The following is a 19,507-nucleotide window of genomic DNA, read 5'->3' on the forward strand; positions in this document are numbered from 1 at the left end:
CGACCACCCTCCCGCGCCAAAGCGCCGCAGGGCGGATTCAGATTTAATGCACGCGCTGCACAGGCGCGGCTGAGGGGAGGAGACTGCACCTATGGCCATGGGCGGCGCGAGCGCGCACGGAACTTGGAGCAGCCGTTTCGGCTTTCTGATGGCGGCGATCGGCTCGTTGGTCGGACTGGGTAATTTCTGGCGGTTTCCATACACGGCCGGCGAGAATGGCGGCGCGGCTTTCGTGCTGATCTATCTGGTCTGTGTGGTGTTGATCGCCTTTCCGATCCTGATGGCGGAGCTAAGCGTGGGTCGTCATGCCCGCCGGTCCGCCGTGGGCTCGACCCGCAAGATGGCGTTTGACGCCGGCGCGTCAGAGATGTGGTCGATCACCGGCTGGGTCGGCATGGCCGGCGGCGTGATGATCCTGTGCTTCTATTCCGTCGTTGCAGGCTGGGTCGCCGCCTATGTGTTCAAGATGCTGTCGGGCGGCATGATCGGCATGGAGCCCTCTGCGGTTTCTGACGCGTTTGGTCAGCTGGTGGGCGACACGCGCACGGTGGTCTTGTGGCACACCGCTTTCATGATCGTGACCGTGGGCATTGTGTGTTTTGGCGTGATCAAGGGCATTGAGCGAACGGTCTCAATCTTGATGCCGCTCTTCTTCCTGATGTTGGTGGGCATGGTGATTTACGCCGGTCTGACGGCGGATATGGGCGCAGCGATGCAGTATCTGTTTGCGCCGGACTTCTCCAAGATCACAGCCCAGACCTTCCTGGAAGCGCTGGGGCAGGCCTTCTTCTCCATCGGGGTGGGCTCTGCGATCATGATCACCTATGGCTCCTACCTCTCGCGCAATGACAACCTGCCGCAATCGGCTGTCATCATCGCGGGCGCGGACACCATGGTGGCCCTGATCGCGGGTCTCGCGATCTTCCCGTTCGTGTTCGCTTTCGGCCTGAGCCCTGATGCCGGCCCGGGCCTGTTCTTCCAGACCCTGCCGTCTGCGTTCGCGCAGATGCCGGGCGGCCAATGGGTGGGCGGCGCCTTCTTCTTCCTCGCGCTGATTGCGGCCCTGACGAGCTCGATTTCCCTCTTGCAGGTGATCGTGGCCTTTGGCGAAGAGCATACCGATTTCGGCCGTGTAGGCTCGGCGCTGTTCTTTGGCGCCATCATCTACATGTTCGGCATCGCGGCGGCCTTCTCCGGAGAGTTCTTCGACATTCTCGACAAGGTGTCAGGCACAATCTTGCTGCCGCTCGGGGGCTTCCTGATCGCGCTGTTTACAGGCTGGGTCGTCTCCAAGGCGCTCATGCGCAAAGAGCTTCCCAATGCGGGGACCGGCTTTTTCGCCTATTGGCGTTTCAGCATTCGCTGGCTGGCGCCGGTGGCTGTGGGCCTGATCATCGTGACGGGTCTGGCCAGCACCTTTGGCTTCAACCTGCCCTTCCTGAACTAGGCGGCGGTTTCACCAGACGACAAAAGCCCCGGTGCTCGCGCCGGGGCTTTTTGCGTCGTTGATAGCCGTGAGCGTTATCCGAAGCGCCGCGCGAACATGTCGGTGGCGCGCACCAGCCCGTCCACCGTGCCCGGTTCGCCCGCAGCGTGACCGGCGTCCGCGACAAAGTTCAGCTGCACGCCTGGCCAGGTCTTTGACAATTCCCAGGCGGTGCGCGGCGGCGTGACCATGTCATAGCGGCCCTGCACGATGACGCCGGGAATGTCCGCGAGATGCGCCGTGTCCTCGAGCAGGACCCCGTCGCGCTCCAGAAATCCGCCATGATGAAAGTAATGCGCTTCGATCCGGGCCAGCGCATCCGACCGGTGGGGATCGGGGTTCACCATCTGGGGTGCGACGCTCATTGAGATCAGCGCGCTTTCCCAGCTGGACCAGGCCAGCGCGTCCGCGCGACGTTCATCCATGCTGGCGCCGCAGGTCAGGCGTTCGTAATAGGCTGAGATGACATGCTCGCGTTCGGCTGGCGTCAGTCGATCGGTCAGCCGCGCCCAGGCGTCGGGAAACAACCGGTTCGCGCCGTCGCGGTAGAACCAGTCGAGCTCTTTTTTGGTGCAGGCGAAGACGCCACGCAGCACAAGCCCCAGCACATGTTCGGGACAGGCGCGGGCATAGGCGAGCCCCAGCGTCGCCCCCCAGGAGCCGCCGAACACCAGCCATTTGTCGATGCCCAGATGTGACCGCAATTGTTCGATATCGTTGACCAGATGGGCGGTCGTATTGTGCTCCAGCAAGGAATAGGGGCGTGAGCGCCCGCAGCCGCGCTGGTCAAACACGATAATGCGATACCGGCGTGGGTCGAAAAACCGCCGCATGGCGGGGGCGGCGCCGCCACCTGGTCCGCCATGCAAGGTAATCACGGGCACCCCGTCGGGGCGGCCGCAATCCTCGTAATACAGGCTATGGCCCTGTCCCACGTCCAGAAAGCCGGTATGAACCGGCGTCGTGGGCGGATACAGGCCCAGCCGTCGATGGGAGCGGAGTGTGTCCATTTTTCGCGCGGTAATCAGCCGATTAACCCTCAAGTTCTGTTTACCGTGACACTATGTCGTTTTATCACTGTGTGGAACCGGGTTCGGAGGGGAAACCGGTCTGCGTCAAAAAGGGTCGCTTCGGCATGCATGCGTTCGTTCGGGCTATAGGCCTCGGTATCGTTCTTAGCGCTTGCATCCTGTCCTCAGGGTGCGCCAGCCAGCCGATTGCGCTGGGCGCTGACACAGAGGCCGGTCTGGCGGCCGAGACACAGCTGAGAACGCAATCGCAAACTGTGAACGCACTGGTGGAAGATGAGGGCTGGTCGCTGAGCGCCGCGCCCGCAGCTGCAGCGCGCGCCTTTTTCGGTCGACTGATCAATGGCGCCAGCGATGAAGAGGCTGCGGCTGATCCGGTCAGTGTTTATGTGGATGCGCAGGGCGATGAGATGGTCCAGGCGCTCAATTCTGATCTGGGGCGTTTGATCAGCCTCACGCGCGATATTGCTGATGCAGCCGAGGCCATCGCCAGCTCAGAGCAGAGATTGGGACAGGCCAGCCTGACCCGCGATCTGGCGTCTGCGGAAAGTGCGTTGGGGTCTGTTCGCCGGGCGCAAGAGTTCTTCCTCGCCGTGTCAGACCGTCTGGATGAAGCGGATGCGCTGAGCGGATATGAGCCTTCGTTGCAGACGCTCGACGCTGAGAAAACCCGTCTCGCCAATGCAGCGGATGCCTTGGCGGAACGCCGCTGGGCGGCGCACTCCAATCTGGGTCTTGCAAGTTAATGAGCCAATCTCTTCCGGGCGACGCGCTCGACCCGCAAACCGTCAAGGGCTTCCTGGCCGATGATGAAGGCCAGGCTTTGGCCCGGCACGCCCGTATCGCCGCCGACAGCGCGCCGGGCGCTTTTGTTGAAATCGGCAGCTGGTGCGGACGCTCCAGCGTCTATTTGGGCCGGGCCGCGCGCGAAGCGGGGCGTCTTTTGTTCGCTGTCGACCATCATCGCGGCTCGGAGGAGCATCAACCGGGCGAAGGCTATCACGACCCTGAGCTTTATGACGCCGAGCTGGGCCGTGTGGACACACTGCCGGCGCTGCGTCGGACGTTGGCCCTGGCCGATCTCGAACGTGACGTCATCGCGATGGTGGGGCCATCCGCTTTGATTGGCGCCAGCTGGTCGGGTCCGCTGAGCTTTGTGTTTATTGATGGCGGGCACGCCATGGACACGGCGCTGGCGGATTATCGCGCCTGGGCGGGGCATGTGGCGCGGGGCGGATTGCTCGCCATTCACGACGTCTTTCCCAATCCCGAAGATGGCGGTCGTCCGCCTTATGAAATCTGGAAACTCGCCGTAGCGTCGGGGCTGTTTGAACCGGTGGAGCGGATCAATACGCTCGAGATTCTGCGCCGTCTTTAAGCCAGGCGTCAGCCCGCGCATGACGGATCAGCAGGTCTGACCCGGCGCTCAGGCCGTAGAGCGCGTCCGCCGCCAGGATGACCGCGCCGGCGGTCCAGCTGGGGCGTTCCTTGGGCCAGACCTGACCCAGCTCATACTGCCAGCCCATCCAGTAGCCGTCGCCGTCGCGCGCCAGCGGCGCCAAGGCGCCCAGTAGGTTTTGCGCGCGGACCGTATCGCCAATGCTCAGGCAGGCCAGCGCCAATTCAGCGGTTTCCGCCGCCGTGACCCAGGGCTCTTCAGTCACGCAGCGACAGCCCAGATCCTCGACCACGAACCGGTCCCAGCCCGCATGCAGGTGCGCCTTGGCTTCCAGCCCCGTCACAACGCCGCTCAGCACGGGATAATACCAATCCATGGCGTAGCGCGAGCGGTCCTCACCCAGCCGGTCAAAACGGTGCGGCTTGGTGGTGAAGGCGTGCGCAATCTGGCGCCGCGCTTTCGCCCAGTCGCTGCGTTTGCGCCCCAGGGCGTCGGCGATGCGTAATCCGCATTCGAGACTTTTAAACAGCGAGGCGTTGCCCGCTTTCAGCGAATCCACCGCCTCCAGCGCCTGTCCGGCGTCGGGCTTGCGCCAGACCACGTCGCCATGAGGCGTCTGATGGTCCACCACCCAGTCGAGCGCGCGGCTGATCATGTCGGCGTGGCGCGCAATCAGGCGTGGCTCGTCGAGCGCCAGCGCGCAGCGCAAAACAGTCACGGCCGCATAGCCGGTGAAGTTGGTGTCATGGGCGGTGACCGGATCAGCCGGAGGCGCAATCCGCTCGCCGTCTTCATCCATCGGCACCCCGGCGCCCAGCTCGCCCAGCCAGGACCCGTCGGCGTGCTGGCGCTCGGCCAGCGCGTCAAGAGCGGCGTGTGTGGCGGTCTCCCGGCCGGCAATGGCCAGCGCCATGGCGCTCTCGCCATGATTCCAGGGGTCCCAGACGCCGGTCTCCACCCAGGGGATAGAGCCGTCGCGGAGTTGCAGGTCCTCGATCCGGTCGGCGCAGGCGGCGATATCCACGCCAATGGATTGCGGGCGATGGCTCATGCCGCGTCCTTCTGGAAATAGAGCGCGACGGATTTCCCCATCACCGGGTTGAGCGCGGCTTCGGTCCAGCGGGTCAGGCGCGGTTTTTCCATAAGGTCCCATTCGAGAAGCTTGCGGAAGGCGTTGACCGAGCGGCTCTCCTCCTGACGCTCCCATTTGGCGCAGCGCAGCCACCAATAGGGCGCGTGCAGGGCGTGCGCCCAATGGCGCTTATAGGGACGATACCCGCGACGGGCGACGCGGTCGCGTAGCTCATGATCCTTAAAGATGCGCACATGGCCGCCCGGCGTGTTCTGATAACCTTCAGAGAGCGCCCAGCAGATTTTTTCCGGCCAATAGCGCGGCACGGACAGGGCGAAGCGCCCACCCGGCTTCACGATGCGCGTGATTTCATCCAGCGCCGCGTCCACATCGGGCAGATGCTCGAGCACTTCAGAACAGATCACCACGTCAAAGCTGTGATCGGCGAAGGGCAGACGTCCGGCGTCTCCCACGCTCCATACCGCGCTGCGCGGCGGGTTTTGAGGCGGCGGCGGCAGTTCGAAAAAGCCGTCGATCGCGCCCTTGAGGTCTTCCAGGCTGAGATCGAGCATGGTGACGTCCAGCGCCTTGTCATGCCAGTAAAAGGCATGGCTGTGCCGGCCGCGCCCGCAGCCCAGGTCAAGGACGCGCTGGCCGTCTTCAAGGTCCAGCGCGTCTAGGTCCAGCGTCACCATCATTGGGCGGCAAGCTCCGTTATGTCAGGCAGGCGCCCGCGTTCTTCAAGCGCTTGGGCATAAAGATCCAGGCTGGCGCGAGCGTGCTCGTCCCAGCGAAAAGCGCTGTGCGCGCGGGCGGCGCAGGCGGCGCTCATTGTCTGGCGTAGCGCCGGATCGGAAAGGACGCGCTCCAGCGCATCGGCGAGACCCTCTGCATCTTCCACTTCGGTCACGATGCCGGCTTCGCCCGCCACTTCCGGCAAGGCGCCGCCGCGCGACACGATAACCGGCGCGCCGCACGCCATGGCTTCAGCGGCGGGAAAGCCGAAGCCTTCAAAGCGGGAGGCGGAGACAAACACCGTCGCCTTGCGATAGAGCGCGACGATTTCGTCCAGGCTGAGGCCGGAGACGAAGTCCACGCTGTCGAGCAATCCTGTGTCTTTAAGCGCGCGTTTGGTCGGGCCGTCGCGCAAGGCTCCGATTACGGTCAGCCGCGGCGTGCGACCGCGCGCTTTCAGTTTCGCCAGCGCGTCGATCAGCACGTCGAGCCCCTTGATGGGCACATCAGCGCTGGCCAGCGCCAGAACATGGTCTTCGTCGCGGATCACCCCGGGATCGGGCTTGAAGCTGTCGAGATCAAGCCCGTTGAACGCCACCCGTACGCGGGCGGGATCAACGCCGCATCGCTGAGCGTAAGACTGCCGCGCGGCGTCTGACACCGCCAGAAAACGCGGCAAGGCGCGCGCGGCCTTGGCCTGATGATCCACAAACGAATGCCAGCGCCGGGTCAGGGCGCGCCGCCACCAGTTGGCCGCGCCCGCCACCGCGAAATCGCGATCAATGGCGATGGGGTGATGCAGGGTGGTGATCACCGGCAGATAACTGTCCACACCGGTCATCGGCAGGGCGAGCGTCTGATTGTCATGCACCACGTCAAACCGGTCGCCGTGCTCGGCGATCCAGGCTTCCAGACGCATCGCATAGCTGACCATTTCAGCGAAGGCGCCAGTGTTGTGCGCCAGCCATTCGGTGCGGTTCGCGCGATCCAGCAGCGTGTTCCAGCGCAAGGTCAGAAAAGCGTTGTCGACGCTGAACAGATCGAGCGAGGGCAGTTTGATCAGCTCGACATCGCGATCAAGTACGGGATAGGGCGGGCCGGAAATCACCGAGACGGCGCAGCCTTGATCGGAGAGGGCGCGCGACAGGGCGCGCACATATACGCCCTGGCCACCCACATGGGGCGCTGAGCGATAACTGGAGACCAGCACGCGCAAAGGCGCGGAGCGGGTCTGGGGCGGATCAAGGACGGCGTCTTTCATGAAGGCGGGAAGCTATCGTCAGCCGCGCCGGAAACCAAGAGCAAACAGTGTTCACCATGCGGTCAAACGCGCTTTCCTCACAGGTTCAGCCGCGCTAAGCCCCTGACCATGACCGCTGTGCTCGTTTCGATCCCGCGTCCTGTTCGCTTTGCGCTGTTTTACGGGGCGTTCTATCTGGGATTCGGCGCGTACCTGCCTTACATGCCGGTCTGGTATGAAGGGCGGGGGCTCAGCCCTGAAATGATCGGGGCTGCAGCTGCCGCTTCGATGGCGGGGCGGGTCTTCGCGGCGCCTCTGGGGGCGATGCTGGCGGACCGGGCGCCGAAAAAGCGCTGGGCGGTCCTGACATATGCTTTGGTCTCTTTTTTCGCCTTCGCAGCTTTCATCCCCGCAACCAACCCTTGGGCGATTCTCATCCTGGCGGGCCTCGCCGGGGGCGCCTTCACCGGCATCATGCCGATCATCGACGCCTTCGCGGTCCAGGAATCCAGCCGCCGCCGGTTCGCCTTCGGCCCGCCGCGCGCGTTCGGCTCGGCGACCTTCATTCTGGGCAATGTGGGCGCGGGCTGGCTGATCGGCTGGCTCGGCGGCGAGGCGGCCCTGGCCTGGACGCTGATCGGCGCGGCTCTGGCGGTGCTGACCGCTCTGATGCTGCCTGAAGGGCGCAACCCGCCAGCGCCTGAGGCGGCTCTAACTGATCCGGCGGCGAAGACCGGCGTGGTTGCGGCCATGCTGTCCAACGGATTGCCGCTGGCCTTTGCAGCGTCCGCGCTGATCCAGGGCGCCCACGGGTTTTATTACGGGTTTTCCGCCGTGGCCTGGCGCGCTGAGGGCGTGCCCGCCGGGGCGGTAGGGTTGCTCTGGGCCACCGGTGTGGGAGCGGAGATCGTGTTTTTCGCCCTGTCCGCCCGGCTGCTAAGCTCGATGAGCCCGGCAAAAGTGCTGGCGTTGGGGGGCGCGGTGTCGGTGGTGCGCTGGTTGGCGCTCGCCGCCTCCCCGCCGCTTTGGCTGTTGTTTCCGCTTCAGCTTCTTCACGCCTTCAGCTTCAGCGCCACCTATCTGGGCTTTCTGCGATATGCAGCGGATAACAGTCCCACCCGCTTCGCTTCCATGGCGCAGGCGATCAATTCCGCGTTTTCGGGCGGGCTGGTCCTGGCGCTGGCGGCCTATGCATCGGGGTTCGCGTATAGCGCGTATGGCGCGGGCGGTTTTGCAGTCATGGCGATTCCGTCAGGTCTGGGATTGCTCTTTGCATTCTGGCTCGTGCAAAGCGCGCGAACACAGCCATAATGGAGCCACACTCCCATATAAGCCTCACAGCTCAGGGGAAGCGGGGACCATGACAGCAGCGATCGCAACAGAGCGCCAGCAGGCGGGGCTGACCACGCGCCATGAAGGCGCGCGGCTGGTGCTGGAGCCGCGCGGCGATTGGCTGATCGAGGCGGTCGGTCGTTTCAACCGCCAACTCAAACGCATTGAGGCCGAGACCGATCCGCAGGATCTGGTGATTGACCTGACCCATCTGGGCCGGATCGACACCGCCGGTGCATACATGCTGGGTCGAACCCTGAGCCGGTGCGGTGAACCGGATGCGGACTGGCATTTCATCGGCAGCCATGAAACCGCGCGTCGCCTGATGGGGGAGATGCGTGAACGTCTCGCGGACTGTCCTGTGCCTGAAGAGGCGTCGCGTGGCGTGATCGCCACCTTCGCCAGGATTGGCGCCGGGGTGGAGGATGGCCTGAAGGAAACCGTCGCATCCTTCGCCTTTTTCGGCCGCACCATCACCACCGGACTCAGCGTGTTGGTCAATCCGACCAAGATGCGCTGGACGCCGACCATTCATTTGATGGAGACGGCGGGTGTGGATGCGTTGCCGATCATCACCGTGCTCAGCTTTTTCATCGGCGCGGTGGTGGCCTTCATGGGCGCGAGCCTGCTTGAGACCTTCGGCGCGTCCGTTTTTACCGTGGATCTGGTGGGCATTGCCGTGCTGCGCGAATTTGGCGTGCTGATCACCGCCATCTTGCTGGCCGGGCGGTCTGATTCCGCCTTCACCGCCGCTATCGGCTCCATGAAGATGCAGCAAGAGATCGATGCGATGAAGGTGATGGGCCTGGACCCCTATGAGGTTCTGGTCCTGCCGCGTGTTCTGGCCTGTGTGATCATGGCCCCGCTTCTCACCCTGTCCGCCATGGTGGCGGGTGTGGTGGGCGGCATGATGGTCAGTTGGTGGACGCTGGATATTTCGCCGAATTTCTTCCTGACCCGCATGCATGACACCATAGATATCAAGCACTTCCTGGTCGGCATGTCCAAGGCGCCGGTGTTTGGCCTGGTGATCGCCATTGTCGGATGCCGTCACGGGCTTCAGGTGGGCGGTGATGTGGAGAGCCTTGGGGCGCGGGTGACGACGTCTGTGGTGCAGGCGATCTTTGCGGTCATCGTGATCGATGCGCTGTTCGCCATGATGTATCTGGAGCTCGACATATGAGCGGCGCGCCCTTGATCGAAGTGCGCGGCCTGCGCAGCCAGTTCGGCTCACACGTGGTTCATGACAATCTTGATCTCGAGATTCGGCAGGGCGAGACTTTGGGTATTGTCGGGGGGTCGGGCTCGGGCAAATCGGTTCTGATCAACACCATTTTGGGGCTGAAATCGCCTGATGGCGGCGAAATCCTGTTTCGCGGCGCGCCCATGTCGAGCATGTCGGGACGCGACCGACTTGCGCTGGAAAAGCGCTGGGGCGTCCTGTTCCAGGCGGGCGCGCTGTTCTCTTCGCTGACGGTTCAGGAAAACGTCATGGCGCCGATGCGCGAGCATGTGCGCATGCCCGTCAGCCTGATGAAGGAGCTGGCGGATCTGAAGATCGGGCTTGTGGGATTGTCCGGCGAGGCGGGCGGCAAGTTTCCTGCGGAATTGTCGGGCGGCATGAAAAAACGCGCGGGGCTGGCGCGGGCCTTGTCGCTGGATCCCGACATTCTGTTTCTGGACGAACCCACCGCCGGACTCGATCCGATCGGGGCCAGCGCCTTTGATGACCTGATCAAGGAATTGTCTGAGACGCTCAATCTGACGGTGGTGATGATCACGCATGACCTCGACAGCCTGCACGCCATCTGTGACCGGGTGGCGGTGATCGCCGACAAAAGGATTATCGCGAACGCGCCGTTGGATGCGCTGACCCGAAACCCGCATCCCTGGATCCAGGAATATTTTGGCGGTCCACGCGGACGCGCCGTGTTAAGACAAGCCGCTGAGGACTAGAGGCACGCTATGGAAACCAAAGCGCATCACGCCATTGTGGGTTTCTTCGTCGTTTTCCTGACGGTTTCGGGGGTGATGTTGTCGCTCTGGCTGTCCGGGGCGGCGCTGGACCGCGAGTTTCGCGAATATGACGTTGTCTTTGACGGCGCGGTCCGGGGTTTGCGCCCCGCGTCAGAGGTTCGCTTTAACGGCATTCAGGTCGGCGAAGTGACCGAGCTGGGCCTCAACCCCGATAACCCCGGCCAGGTGATTGCGCGCATTCGGGTGAATGTGGAAACGCCGGTGAAATCAGATTCTGAAGCCCAGCTGGAACCGCAAGGTCTGACGGGGCTGTCCTATATCCAGATTTCGGCGGGCTCGCCCAATGCAGAACGGCTAGAGAGCCGGGCGGGCGATCGTGCGCCGCGCATTTACGCCACCCAGGCCCAGATTGAGCAATTGGTGGAAGGCGGCGAGAGCCTTCTGGAATCCGCCCAGCTCAGCTTTGTGCGGATCGGTCGTCTGCTGAGCGATGAGAACCTCGAGAGCATGACCAACACGCTCAATCATATCGAGACGATCACCGGTGATCTGGCCCAGCGCGAAGTGTTGATCAGCGAAGCGCGCGAGGCGCTGAACAGTGTGCAGCAGGCGGGCGCAGACGTGTCCGTCGCCGCCCAGGCCATGCAGCAGTTTGCCCAGGTCACCGAGCGCTATGTCGTCGATGATCTGACGCCGGCGACGCTGGACACGGCCGCCGCGGCGCAGGAAGTTGATCGCACCGCTGTTGAGACCTATGAGGCGCTGGTCGCGCTGCGGCCGGGCGTCGAAGAGTTTTCTGAAGACGGGCTGACCCAGCTGACGGCGACCTTGCGCGATCTGCGATCCCTGGTCGCTGCGCTCGAACGGGTTGCGCTGGAGCTGGAATCTGACCCAGCCGGATTTATCGCCGAACCTGAAGGCGCTGAAGTGGAGGTGCCGCGATGAGCACTTTGGGAAAAGTGGCGCTGGGCGCGCTTGGAGCGATGAGCCTTCTGGCGACGCCGGGCTGCATCTCCTTGCTGCCGGAAAGCGAGCCGGTGTCGCTTTATCGCCTGACCGGTCTGACGGCGGATGAAGTGGCCCCGTCCGCCCAGGCGCAGACCATATTGATTGACCATATCAGTGCACCGCGCGGATTGGCGGTCGACCGGGTGGCGCTGCTGCGCGATGGCGAGCTGGCCTATATGGCGGGCGCGGCCTGGCTGTCGCCGGCGCCGACGCTGCTACATGATCGCATTTTGGATGTCTTCCTGAGCGAGACGCCGGAACTGATCCCCGCCCGCAGTGAAGACGGTGTGCAGGCGCGCTATCGCCTGCAGCTGGAGTTGCGCCGGTTTGAAGCCGAATACGATCAGGGCGATGCTCAAGCCCCACTCATACAGATGCGCATGGTGGCGCGCCTGATTGATCGCGATGAGCGGGCCCTGGCGGCGTCGCGTCGCTTTGATATCAGCGTGCGGGCCAGCGATAATAGGCAGGCGGCGTTGATTGACGCCTTTAGCCAAGCCTCCAATGAAACCGCCCATGCCCTGGCGGATTGGGCCACGAGCATCGTTTGCGCTGAGACTGCTTGCTAGAGGCAGACCTGACCGTTGACCGAAAAAGGGCCGGCCCCTTCAAAGGCCGGCCCTTTTTGTGCGCGCCGCCGAGCGCTTAGCTATCGCGATTGCGGCGATTGCGTTTGGGGTCATCCTTGCTCGATGAGGGTGTTTCGTCTGAATCCATGTTGGCCAGAAGGTCGCGCCAGCGCCAGCTGGCTTCCTTGCGGGCCTTCTCGACACCATCGCGAATGCTGTCGCGCACCGGATCCTCTTCATCGCCATTGAGCGCCGCTTCGTCTTCATCCTCGTCGGAGCGGGCGGAACGCACAGGCTTCAGGTCCGGCTTGCCTTGATCCGTGCGGCGGGCGCGCTCAGCCTTGCGGTCTTCTGTTTTGGAGGCTTCCCAGTCTTCATCGCGTTCGGCGCTGTCTCGAGTCTCCGAGGAACGGGCGTCAGCCTCGCGATTGGCGATCTCTGTGCGCTTGCGCCTCGGCGTGTCGGTTGCGCCGTCATCGTCACCCTTGCGCCGCGCGCTGAGCGGATCGGGCAATTCGTTGATGTTCAGATCGAGCGGTTTATGGCCCCCGGCCACAGAGCCCATACGCAGGATGAAATCGCTGAGCAGTTCATAGTTCTGGCGGATACGCGACTGAAACAGGGCGTCAATGTCGCGCGCCTGGTCAGAGGCGGTCTGCGCCGTTTCATTGAGCTGACTCAGCCCGTCCTCAAGCGTGCGCTGCATGGCCTTGGCGGCGTTGCGCGCGGCGTCGGGGGCGTCATCAAGCTTGCTGCGGAGAGCGGACAGTTCATCCTCGATCCGGCGGCTTTCACGGCGCGCGGCGTCAAGGGTTTCAGACATTTGCTTGCGCACCGCCTCCGCAGCCTCTTCAGCGGCTTTCTCAGCGCGAGCGGTGAGATCTTCAGCCTCGCGCAGGCGAGCCTGAAACGCGTCGTCAGAGCGGCGGGCCACGTCGAACCCGCTTTCACTGACCCGCTCGAGCGCGGCTTCGGCGTCGTCGGCTTGTTTTTTCAGGCTTTCACCGGCTTCCTCGGCGGCTTCGCGCGCAGACCGGGCGGCGTCGCGCATCCGGTCGAGGGCGCGCTCCTGGGCGCGGGCGGCTTCTTCGCTGCGCTCAGACAGGGAATTGGCCAGATCCTTGGCCTGGCCCAGCGCCTTGTCTACGGCGTCCAGGAAGACTTCGCCGGAATTCTTGGCGGTGCTCTCAAGGATTTCAGCCCCGTCGCGCGCCTTGCGCGTCATAGTTTCAAGCTCAGCCTTATGGAAGTCGAGCGCGGCGCCGATCTTCTCTTGCTCCTTGCGCAAGGTCTCGGTCACGTCCTGCAGGCGGTCGCGATGTTTGACATAGGCGTCTTCCAGCCCGTCCGTGCGATTGCGCAGCATGTCAGAGAAGTCGCGCAGCTCGGTGGCGCGGGCGTCCAGCGACAGGGCGACCCGGTCGCCGGCTTCCTCGGCGGCCTGGCCGGCCGCGCTCAGGCGCTCGGCGCCCGACCGGATCAGGCGTTCACCTTCTGACGCCTTGGCGTCGGCAAGCTCGGCGGCGGCCGCGACCATTTTGGACTGATCCTGAATGGCGGCGGCGATCATGGCGGCCTTGTCATCAAGGCCTTCAGACACGTCATTGAGGCGCAGGCGTTCGTCGCGCAGGGCGCGGGTCAGCTGTTCGGCGCGCTCCCTGGCGCGGCTGGAGCCGTCCTCCAGACTCTCAGCATGGTGGGTGATCACCTCTTCCATGGCCGCAAGCCGCGCCAGAGCGCTTTCCATGGCCTTGTTGACGCGGTCCACCTGCATGGTGATCGCATCGGCCAGGCGCGAAGCGTCTTCCTCGGCGTGTTCGGTCGGGGTGGCGAGGCGCAAGACCGCCGCGTCCAGATGGCGGGCGCGCGAACCGGCGCGAGACACTTCACGCCCCAACAGGCCTGCCAGCACGAACAGCAACGCCGGAGCGGCCGCGAATACAGACAGGCCCGCCATCTGCGCCGGGCTTAAAGCGATCAGGTCCGTGTAGCCGGCGAGATAGGCCGCTGCGCCGCCAAACCACAGCAAACCAAACGCTGCGCCGCCAAACGCCAGCCAGCCGCCGCCCTCAGTCTTGGGAGGCGGGGCGGTCATCTGAGGCGCGAGAGAAGTTGAGCGAACAGCCTCCAGCGCACCGCCCGCCGGTTCGGCGATCACGCTTTCCTCAACCTTTTCAGCGTCTTTTGTATCCTTGGCAGCCATGACGTCTCGTCTGGTTTGGCGCAGATCCCGTTCGGATATCGCCGTGAAACGACCATCCTAACAGAATCGCGCGGCACTGCAGGCCTGTTTGTTCAGACCTTGTGTTTAACGCCAGAGCGTGAGTCGATCAAAGAGTAGGAAGCGTCTGCGCGGGCTGTATGGTTTCGCAATCGTTAAGGCTAACCATTTGGGGTGCGGGCGCCGCTTCGGGGGCGCCGAGAACGGGCAGCACCCGCTCAATGGGCGCAGAATATGTCTGCGCGGTCTGAACCGAGATCGAGACTGCAAACGATGTGGGGGTCAACTCCGGGCTGAAGGCGATTGTGCGCACTTGAGCGGGATTGAGCTGAATGGCGCGTGCTTCGTCTTCACGCTCATAGTCCAGACCCAGAAAAGACAGGGCCGTGGCAAGTATCAGATGAGCAATATCGATCAGCAGAGACATGGCGGAACCCATTTTCAGACACTGTTCTTATGCGCCTCGGCCTATGCCAAGACAAGAGCAGACCGCCCGGTTTTTCATGAACTCTTGGTAAGCTCGAATGGCTCTGGACTGATAACAGTCTTGCGCCTCGCCTGAAATGCGGCGAGCCTGCCAACAGAAGCGCCTATCAAGACGGGGGAACGTCATGAGCCTGCACACCGCGCCAGTGGCCGCGAAAGACCGATTTGCCAGTCTTGATGTTTTGCGCGGCGTGGCCGTGCTGGGCATTTTGATGGTGAACGCGCCGACATTCTTCATCTATTGGGGCGCGATGGAGTATCCGCCCGCACACATGGATGCGACGGGCGCCAACGCAGATGCATGGCGCCTTATGACGGTGTTCTTCGAGCAAAAATTCATCACCCTGTTTTCCGCCTTGTTCGGCGCAGGGATCATGCTCATTGCGGGCGAAGCCGAGAACGCCAGCCTGAAGCTGCATTATCGGCGCATGATCTGGCTGCTGGTTTTCGGGCTGGTTCACGGCTTTGTCTTCTGGTTCGGCGATATCCTGACCGCTTATGCGCTGATCGGCATGCTGGCGGTGCTGTTCAGGCGCATGTCTGTGCTCAAACTCGTGCTCTGGGGACTGGCGCTCATCCTTCTGACCAATCTCATTCTGGTCGTGAACGAGATTTCCATGTCAGTGACACCAGGCATGATGGAGCCAAGCGCCTTTGGGGTGGTTCCCGATCAGGAAAGTCTCGACATGTGGGTCAACGCCTATCAGTCGGGCTTCTGGCCCAGCCGGATTTACAATGCGATCGGCAATGTCGTGGCGCAGCTTTCCGGGATCATTTTCTTCGGACCGCGCGTTCTGGGCGTGATGCTGATCGGCATGGCGCTTTACAAATCCGGCTTTCTGCTCGCCCGTTGGGGTGTTGGCGTCTATGGCGGCCTGGCGGCGCTTTGCCTCGGTGTGGGGCTCCCGGCTCTGTGGTGGGCGAGCACGCGCGTTGTGCAATCGGACTTTGCCCATGACACGCTCTGGATCGTGGGGACGATCAATGCGTTCGCCAGTCTGATCGTCGCTTTCGGTTATGCCAGTCTGGTCATGCTGATCAGCAAGCTGAAGGTGCTCGAACTCGTGCGTCTGCCCTTCGCTGCGGCGGGGCGCATGGCGTTCACCAATTATCTCACCCAGACATTCGTGATGGTCTCACTGTCAACGGGCGTGTTCGGCGCGCCTCTTTATGGCGCGATCGAGCGTCATGAGATCGTCTACATCGTCCTCACGGTCTGGCTCGTTCAGCTGATCATCTCGCCGCTCTGGTTGCTGGTCTTCCGCTTCGGTCCGTTTGAGTGGCTTTGGCGCAGCCTCAGCTATGGCAAGCTTCAGCCCATCTTGAAGACCAAAGCCTGATGCCGGTTCAAACGGGCGACGCGTTCGCCGTCTATGGCCTGCTTCGCGCCGGGGAGAGCGGCTTCGCTCAGTTCGGTCTGGAGAACGCGTTCGCACCCCTAGGGGCCTGCACCTTGCGCGGCCAGCTTTATGATCTGGGCGCTTATCCAGGACTGGTCGATGGGCCGGGCGAGGTGATGGGCGAGCTCTTTGAGGTGTGCGACGCGTCGGTCATGCCCAAACTGGATGCGTTTGAGGATTACTGGCCCGAAGACCCGGCGCGCTCGCGCTATGAACGCAAAAAGGTCAGACTCATCGAGCCCGACCGGGACGCCTGGGTCTACATCTGGGTGCTGGGTCTCGAGAGCGCCCGCCTGATCCCCAGCGGAGACTGGTTCAAACGCGACATGGCCTAGACGGCGTCCGGCTGGTTTTCAGGCGCAGCGCGTTCAAACTCCGGCAGCGCGCGCGCCGCTTCATCCGCCGCCACAAGCCGTGGATAAGGCGTCAGATCGACGCCAAACCTGCGTGCGTTGAACATTTGCGGCAGCAAGTAAATCTCCGCCAGGCTCGGCCCGTCTCCGAAAAGGAAGCTGTTCTGGCCATCCGCTTGCTCGACCAGCTTTTCCAGAGCTTCAAAGCCAAGGCTGATCCAGTGCCGCGCCCAGGCGGGGCCGGCCTCGGGGTCATCATTTGAGAGTGCGCGGGCTTTCTTCAGGATGCGCAGATTTTGCAACGGATGGATGTCACATCCTATCGCCGCTGCGAAGGCGCGCACACGGGCGCGCTTCATGGGATCGGACGGCAACAGAGGTCGCTCGGGGAAGGTCTCTTCGATCCATTCCAGGATCGCGACGGACTGGGTCAGCATCTGCCCATCCACATCCAGCGCCGGGACCAGACCTTGCGGATTCTTGGCCTTGTAGGCGTCCGAATGCTGTTCGCCGTCCACCAGATTGACGCCGACATACTGATACTCAACGCCTTTCCAGTTCAGCGCCAGGCGCGTGCGATAGCTGGTGCCGGAGCGAAAATAGCCGTGCAGGACGAGTTTCATGGATGGTGTCTCCGGGGTTTGTGACGGGGCTGCTGAGTTTGGGGGTGAATTTAGTTGCAAATGATACTATCTTCCGCCACACGACGATGCGCGCCGGAGAGCGGCTGATCAAGCCCGCCGGCGCATCATGATTGATTTAAGGGAGCGCCCCCATGGCCGATCTGTTTGAGAACCCGTTGGGCACCGACGGCTTTGAGTTCGTCGAGTATACGAGCCCGGAACCGGAGAAAATCGAGGCGCTGTTTGAGAGCCTCGGCTTCACTGCGGTCGCCAAGCACAAGACCAAGAACATCACCCGCTACAAGCAAGGTGACATCAGCTTTCTGGTGAACAAAGAAGAGACCGGTCAGGCGGCGGAGTTCCGCAAAGAGCATGGCCCGAGCGCCAACGCCATGGCCTTCCGCGTCAAGGACGCCAAGGCGGCGTATGCTGACGCCATTGCGCGCGGCGCGGAACCGTTCGGCGAGGGCGTGTGGACCGATGAGATTCCGGCCATCAAGGGCATTGGCGGCTCGGCGCTTTATCTGGTCGATACCTATGGCGACAAGACGATATATGACGATCTGTTCGAGCCGATCCCGGGCGCTGAGGAGAAGGGCGTCGGCCTTGAGGTGCTCGACCACCTGACCCACAACGTCATCAACGGCAATATGAACAAGTGGGCGAGCTTTTACGAGAACGTCTTCAACTTCCGCGAAATCCGCTATTTCGACATCAAGGGCCAGCATACCGGCCTGTTGTCGCGCGCCATGACCGGCCCGTGCGGCAAGCTGAAAATCCCGCTGAACGAGAGCTCGGACGACCAGTCGCAGATCTCTGAATATCTGCGTGAGTATAATGGCGAAGGCATCCAGCACATCGCCCTGACCACGCCGGACATTTACAAAACGGTCGAGCAATTGCGCGAAAACGGCGTGATCTTCCAATCCACGCCTGAAACCTATTACGAGCTTGTGGACGAGCGCGTGCCGAACCATGGCGAAGATCTCGAGCGCCTGAAGAAGAACAACATCCTGGTGGACGGCAATCCTGAAACCGGCGATGGACTGCTGCTGCAGATCTTCACCACCACCAATATCGGACCGATCTTCTTTGAGATCATCCAGCGCAAGGGCAATGAAGGCTTCGGCGAGGGCAATTTCAAAGCCCTGTTTGAATCCATCGAGCTGGATCAGATCCGTCGCGGCGTGATCAAGACCGAGCCGGCGGCCGAGTAATCTTGGCCGACGACGCCCGTAAATCCTTGGACGCAGGCGAGGGCGCAAGCCTTCGCCTGCCGTCTTATGTGCCCTATCGCCTGTCGGTCACGTCCAACAAGGCGTCCAGCCTGATCGCCAAGGCGTATCAGGCCCGGTTCGGGCTGACGATCTGGGAATGGCGGGTGATTGCGGTGCTGGGCGAGGGCGCAGCTCTGACCGCGCAAGCGGTGTGCGAAGCCACTGCCATGGATAAGGTCAGTGTCAGCCGGGCGATCCGCGCCCTGGACGAACGCGGTCTTGTGACCCGGATCCGCAACGCGCAGGACCGGCGCGCCAGCGACGTGTCGCTGACGCCGGAGGGGCGGGCGATTTACGCGGATGTGGCGCCCCTGGCGCTCGATTATGAGCAAAAGCTGCTCGCCGCGTTTTCAGACGAAGAGCGCGACCAGCTCATGACCTTGTTGGACAAGCTGGAAGCGCAACTTGATGAGGTCGGGCAAGCGTTCGAGCGCTAGGGCCTCTTCGGTCGACTTTCATCGACCAAATCGGCTTTAAGGCATTCTTGGGCGCCTTTTCGAACCGCGTAACCGGTCCCCACTTTCACTAAAAAGGCTTCTAGCCTTCCACCACCAGGCTGAGCCATTGGGCGATCAGCGCGGGGCTGTCCGAGCCTTCAATCTCCACCGTCGCGTTTTGGGTCAGCTGAAGCTGGCCGGGCTTGCGTTCAATGACATTGGCCAGAGTGAAAGTGCCGCGGATCCTGGATCCCACACGCACCGGCGTCAGAAAGCGCACTTTCTCAAAGCCGTAATTGATGCCGATCACGCCTGCCTCGAAGGCCGGCAGGGCTTTCTCGGCGAAATGGCTGAGCATGGACAGCGTCAGAAAGCCGTGGGCGATCGGGCCGCCGAACGGGCTTTCGTTTTTGGCGCGTTCAGGGTCCACATGGATGAACTGATGATCAAGCGTCACGTCCGCGAAGGTGTTGACCTGATCTTGAGTGACCTCAAACCAGTCCGACGAATGCGATTGGCCCTCACGGGCCTTGTATGTATCTAGCAAGCTCATGGCTTGAGTTGAACGCTTTAGGCCTTAACGGTCAAGCGTCTGATCGTGCTTTATGGCGACGGATCGCCCATTTCGCCAGACCGAACAGAGAGATGGAAAGCCAGCATATTTCAATGACGAAACTCGCCAGATTGAACGTCACCATCAAGGAGACGAGCAGCAGCAGAGCGCCGCACAGATTGAGCAGCAGATAGCCGAGCCCGTCGCTGCGCACTTTCTCGATCTGAAGAAGGAAGAAGGCGGACAGCACGCAGGCGACGCCTGTGAGCCCGATCACATCTGACAGCATCATGGCGGCGTTGTGTCCTTGG

At 62.6% G+C, this 19,507-nt stretch carries 21 protein-coding genes; 12 read left to right on the forward strand and 9 right to left on the reverse strand.

The window, feature by feature from the left end:
- The first annotated feature begins 97 nt into the window (after positions 1-97).
- Positions 98-1,447, forward strand: a complete 1,350-nt coding sequence (locus ACP154_RS09445) for a sodium-dependent transporter (RefSeq protein ID WP_424993781.1) — start codon at positions 98-100, stop codon at positions 1,445-1,447.
- A gap of 74 nt (positions 1,448-1,521) precedes the next feature.
- Here ACP154_RS09445 and pip read toward each other — a convergent pair whose 3' ends face one another.
- On the reverse strand, positions 1,522-2,496 hold the full coding sequence (gene pip / locus ACP154_RS09450) for a prolyl aminopeptidase (RefSeq protein ID WP_421859678.1): 975 nt from the start codon (positions 2,494-2,496) through the stop codon (positions 1,522-1,524).
- A 125-nt stretch (positions 2,497-2,621) separates the two neighbouring features.
- Between pip and ACP154_RS09455 the strand changes: the two genes are divergently transcribed.
- On the forward strand, positions 2,622-3,260 hold the full coding sequence (locus ACP154_RS09455; RefSeq protein ID WP_133725205.1) for a hypothetical protein: 639 nt from the start codon (positions 2,622-2,624) through the stop codon (positions 3,258-3,260).
- A complete protein-coding gene (locus tag ACP154_RS09460) occupies positions 3,260-3,892 on the forward strand; it encodes a class I SAM-dependent methyltransferase (protein ID WP_107712748.1) in 633 nt (210 codons plus the stop codon). Before ACP154_RS09455 ends, ACP154_RS09460 begins: the two co-directional genes overlap by 1 nt.
- Here ACP154_RS09460 and ACP154_RS09465 read toward each other — a convergent pair.
- The 3 genes from ACP154_RS09465 to ACP154_RS09475 are packed head-to-tail and all read right to left on the reverse strand — an operon-like array spanning position 3,861 to position 6,981.
- Positions 3,861-4,964 (reverse strand): hypothetical protein, encoded by a 1,104-nt coding sequence (locus tag ACP154_RS09465; protein WP_133725207.1) that lies wholly within the window; start codon positions 4,962-4,964, stop codon positions 3,861-3,863. The two genes, ACP154_RS09460 and ACP154_RS09465, sit on opposite strands and share 32 nt — an antisense overlap.
- Positions 4,961-5,683: a class I SAM-dependent methyltransferase gene (locus ACP154_RS09470; protein WP_107712750.1), complete on the reverse strand. Its 723-nt coding sequence runs from the start codon at positions 5,681-5,683 to the stop codon at positions 4,961-4,963. The genes ACP154_RS09465 and ACP154_RS09470 overlap by 4 nt, the downstream gene beginning before the upstream one ends.
- Positions 5,680-6,981 carry a glycosyltransferase family 4 protein gene (locus tag ACP154_RS09475; protein ID WP_421859675.1) on the reverse strand — a complete coding sequence of 434 codons (1,302 nt, stop codon included), beginning with the start codon at positions 6,979-6,981 and terminating at the stop codon, positions 5,680-5,682. Before ACP154_RS09475 ends, ACP154_RS09470 begins: the two co-directional genes overlap by 4 nt.
- 108 nt (positions 6,982-7,089) lie before the next feature.
- Here ACP154_RS09475 and ACP154_RS09480 point away from each other — a divergent pair, with 108 nt between their 5' ends.
- The 5 genes from ACP154_RS09480 to ACP154_RS09500 are packed head-to-tail and all read left to right on the forward strand — an operon-like array spanning position 7,090 to position 11,846.
- Positions 7,090-8,271, forward strand: a complete 1,182-nt coding sequence (locus tag ACP154_RS09480) for an MFS transporter (RefSeq protein ID WP_421859674.1) — start codon at positions 7,090-7,092, stop codon at positions 8,269-8,271.
- A 49-nt stretch (positions 8,272-8,320) separates the two neighbouring features.
- Complete coding sequence (locus ACP154_RS09485) at positions 8,321-9,475, forward strand: ABC transporter permease (protein WP_107712753.1); 1,155 nt, start codon at positions 8,321-8,323, stop codon at positions 9,473-9,475.
- Positions 9,472-10,248: an ABC transporter ATP-binding protein gene (locus ACP154_RS09490; protein ID WP_421859672.1), complete on the forward strand. Its 777-nt coding sequence runs from the start codon at positions 9,472-9,474 to the stop codon at positions 10,246-10,248. The genes ACP154_RS09485 and ACP154_RS09490 overlap by 4 nt, the downstream gene beginning before the upstream one ends.
- 9 nt (positions 10,249-10,257) lie before the next feature.
- On the forward strand, positions 10,258-11,214 hold the full coding sequence (locus ACP154_RS09495; protein WP_421859670.1) for an MlaD family protein: 957 nt from the start codon (positions 10,258-10,260) through the stop codon (positions 11,212-11,214).
- Positions 11,211-11,846, forward strand: a complete 636-nt coding sequence (locus tag ACP154_RS09500) for an ABC-type transport auxiliary lipoprotein family protein (protein ID WP_421859668.1) — start codon at positions 11,211-11,213, stop codon at positions 11,844-11,846. Before ACP154_RS09495 ends, ACP154_RS09500 begins: the two co-directional genes overlap by 4 nt.
- A gap of 76 nt (positions 11,847-11,922) precedes the next feature.
- On the opposite strand, the gene ACP154_RS09505 is transcribed toward ACP154_RS09500, so the two are convergent.
- Positions 11,923-14,049, reverse strand: a complete 2,127-nt coding sequence (locus ACP154_RS09505) for a hypothetical protein (protein ID WP_421859667.1) — start codon at positions 14,047-14,049, stop codon at positions 11,923-11,925.
- A gap of 127 nt (positions 14,050-14,176) precedes the next feature.
- Positions 14,177-14,494: a hypothetical protein gene (locus ACP154_RS09510; protein ID WP_107712758.1), complete on the reverse strand. Its 318-nt coding sequence runs from the start codon at positions 14,492-14,494 to the stop codon at positions 14,177-14,179.
- 184 nt (positions 14,495-14,678) lie between these two features.
- On the opposite strand from ACP154_RS09510, the gene ACP154_RS09515 reads away from it, so the two are divergent.
- A complete protein-coding gene (locus tag ACP154_RS09515; protein WP_421859665.1) occupies positions 14,679-15,893 on the forward strand; it encodes a DUF418 domain-containing protein in 1,215 nt (404 codons plus the stop codon).
- The gene (locus ACP154_RS09520; RefSeq protein ID WP_421859664.1) at positions 15,893-16,288 is read left to right on the forward strand and encodes a gamma-glutamylcyclotransferase family protein; all 396 of its coding nucleotides are present in this window, start codon (positions 15,893-15,895) and stop codon (positions 16,286-16,288) included. Before ACP154_RS09515 ends, ACP154_RS09520 begins: the two co-directional genes overlap by 1 nt.
- On the opposite strand, the gene maiA is transcribed toward ACP154_RS09520, so the two are convergent.
- Entirely contained in the window at positions 16,285-16,929 is a 645-nt protein-coding gene (maiA, locus tag ACP154_RS09525; protein ID WP_421859662.1) for a maleylacetoacetate isomerase, read from the reverse strand. The genes ACP154_RS09520 and maiA overlap by 4 nt on opposite strands.
- Positions 16,930-17,081: 152 nt before the next feature.
- Between maiA and hppD the strand changes: the two genes are divergently transcribed.
- Together hppD and ACP154_RS09535 are read left to right on the forward strand one after the other, a co-directional pair.
- On the forward strand, positions 17,082-18,146 hold the full coding sequence (hppD, locus tag ACP154_RS09530; protein ID WP_107712762.1) for a 4-hydroxyphenylpyruvate dioxygenase: 1,065 nt from the start codon (positions 17,082-17,084) through the stop codon (positions 18,144-18,146).
- A gap of 2 nt (positions 18,147-18,148) precedes the next feature.
- A complete protein-coding gene (locus ACP154_RS09535; protein WP_107712763.1) occupies positions 18,149-18,643 on the forward strand; it encodes a MarR family winged helix-turn-helix transcriptional regulator in 495 nt (164 codons plus the stop codon).
- Positions 18,644-18,743: 100 nt separating this feature from the next.
- Here the strand turns inward: ACP154_RS09535 and ACP154_RS09540 are convergent, their stop codons facing one another.
- Complete coding sequence (locus tag ACP154_RS09540; RefSeq protein WP_421859660.1) at positions 18,744-19,196, reverse strand: MaoC family dehydratase; 453 nt, start codon at positions 19,194-19,196, stop codon at positions 18,744-18,746.
- A 31-nt stretch (positions 19,197-19,227) separates the two neighbouring features.
- Positions 19,228-19,488 carry a CBU_0592 family membrane protein gene (locus ACP154_RS09545; protein ID WP_421859658.1) on the reverse strand — a complete coding sequence of 87 codons (261 nt, stop codon included), beginning with the start codon at positions 19,486-19,488 and terminating at the stop codon, positions 19,228-19,230.
- Positions 19,489-19,507: the final 19 nt, after the last annotated feature.

Origin of the sequence: Oceanicaulis sp., from assembly GCF_965249665.1 — a bacterium.
Lineage (GTDB): Bacteria > Pseudomonadota > Alphaproteobacteria > Caulobacterales > Maricaulaceae > Oceanicaulis.

Bases quoted from the DNA above. Each gene is read 5' to 3' on its own strand.
- ACP154_RS09495 (WP_421859670.1), top strand. From the start codon at position 10,258: ATGGAAACCAAAGCGCATCACGCCATTGTGGGTTTCTTCGTCGTTTTC.
- hppD (WP_107712762.1), top strand. From the start codon at position 17,082: ATGGCCGATCTGTTTGAGAACCCGTTGGGCACCGACGGCTTTGAGTTC.
- ACP154_RS09505 (WP_421859667.1), bottom strand. From the start codon at position 14,049: ATGGCTGCCAAGGATACAAAAGACGCTGAAAAGGTTGAGGAAAGCGTG.
- ACP154_RS09515 (WP_421859665.1), top strand. From the start codon at position 14,679: ATGAGCCTGCACACCGCGCCAGTGGCCGCGAAAGACCGATTTGCCAGT.
- pip (WP_421859678.1), bottom strand. From the start codon at position 2,496: ATGGACACACTCCGCTCCCATCGACGGCTGGGCCTGTATCCGCCCACG.
- maiA (WP_421859662.1), bottom strand. From the start codon at position 16,929: ATGAAACTCGTCCTGCACGGCTATTTTCGCTCCGGCACCAGCTATCGC.
- ACP154_RS09545 (WP_421859658.1), bottom strand. From the start codon at position 19,488: ATGATGCTGTCAGATGTGATCGGGCTCACAGGCGTCGCCTGCGTGCTG.
- ACP154_RS09490 (WP_421859672.1), top strand. From the start codon at position 9,472: ATGAGCGGCGCGCCCTTGATCGAAGTGCGCGGCCTGCGCAGCCAGTTC.
- ACP154_RS09460 (WP_107712748.1), top strand. From the start codon at position 3,260: ATGAGCCAATCTCTTCCGGGCGACGCGCTCGACCCGCAAACCGTCAAG.
- ACP154_RS09520 (WP_421859664.1), top strand. From the start codon at position 15,893: ATGCCGGTTCAAACGGGCGACGCGTTCGCCGTCTATGGCCTGCTTCGC.
- ACP154_RS09455 (WP_133725205.1), top strand. From the start codon at position 2,622: ATGCATGCGTTCGTTCGGGCTATAGGCCTCGGTATCGTTCTTAGCGCT.
- ACP154_RS09445 (WP_424993781.1), top strand. From the start codon at position 98: ATGGGCGGCGCGAGCGCGCACGGAACTTGGAGCAGCCGTTTCGGCTTT.
- ACP154_RS09485 (WP_107712753.1), top strand. From the start codon at position 8,321: ATGACAGCAGCGATCGCAACAGAGCGCCAGCAGGCGGGGCTGACCACG.
- ACP154_RS09475 (WP_421859675.1), bottom strand. From the start codon at position 6,981: ATGAAAGACGCCGTCCTTGATCCGCCCCAGACCCGCTCCGCGCCTTTG.
- ACP154_RS09510 (WP_107712758.1), bottom strand. From the start codon at position 14,494: ATGTCTCTGCTGATCGATATTGCTCATCTGATACTTGCCACGGCCCTG.
- ACP154_RS09500 (WP_421859668.1), top strand. From the start codon at position 11,211: ATGAGCACTTTGGGAAAAGTGGCGCTGGGCGCGCTTGGAGCGATGAGC.
- ACP154_RS09480 (WP_421859674.1), top strand. From the start codon at position 7,090: ATGACCGCTGTGCTCGTTTCGATCCCGCGTCCTGTTCGCTTTGCGCTG.
- ACP154_RS09540 (WP_421859660.1), bottom strand. From the start codon at position 19,196: ATGAGCTTGCTAGATACATACAAGGCCCGTGAGGGCCAATCGCATTCG.
- ACP154_RS09465 (WP_133725207.1), bottom strand. From the start codon at position 4,964: ATGAGCCATCGCCCGCAATCCATTGGCGTGGATATCGCCGCCTGCGCC.
- ACP154_RS09470 (WP_107712750.1), bottom strand. From the start codon at position 5,683: ATGATGGTGACGCTGGACCTAGACGCGCTGGACCTTGAAGACGGCCAG.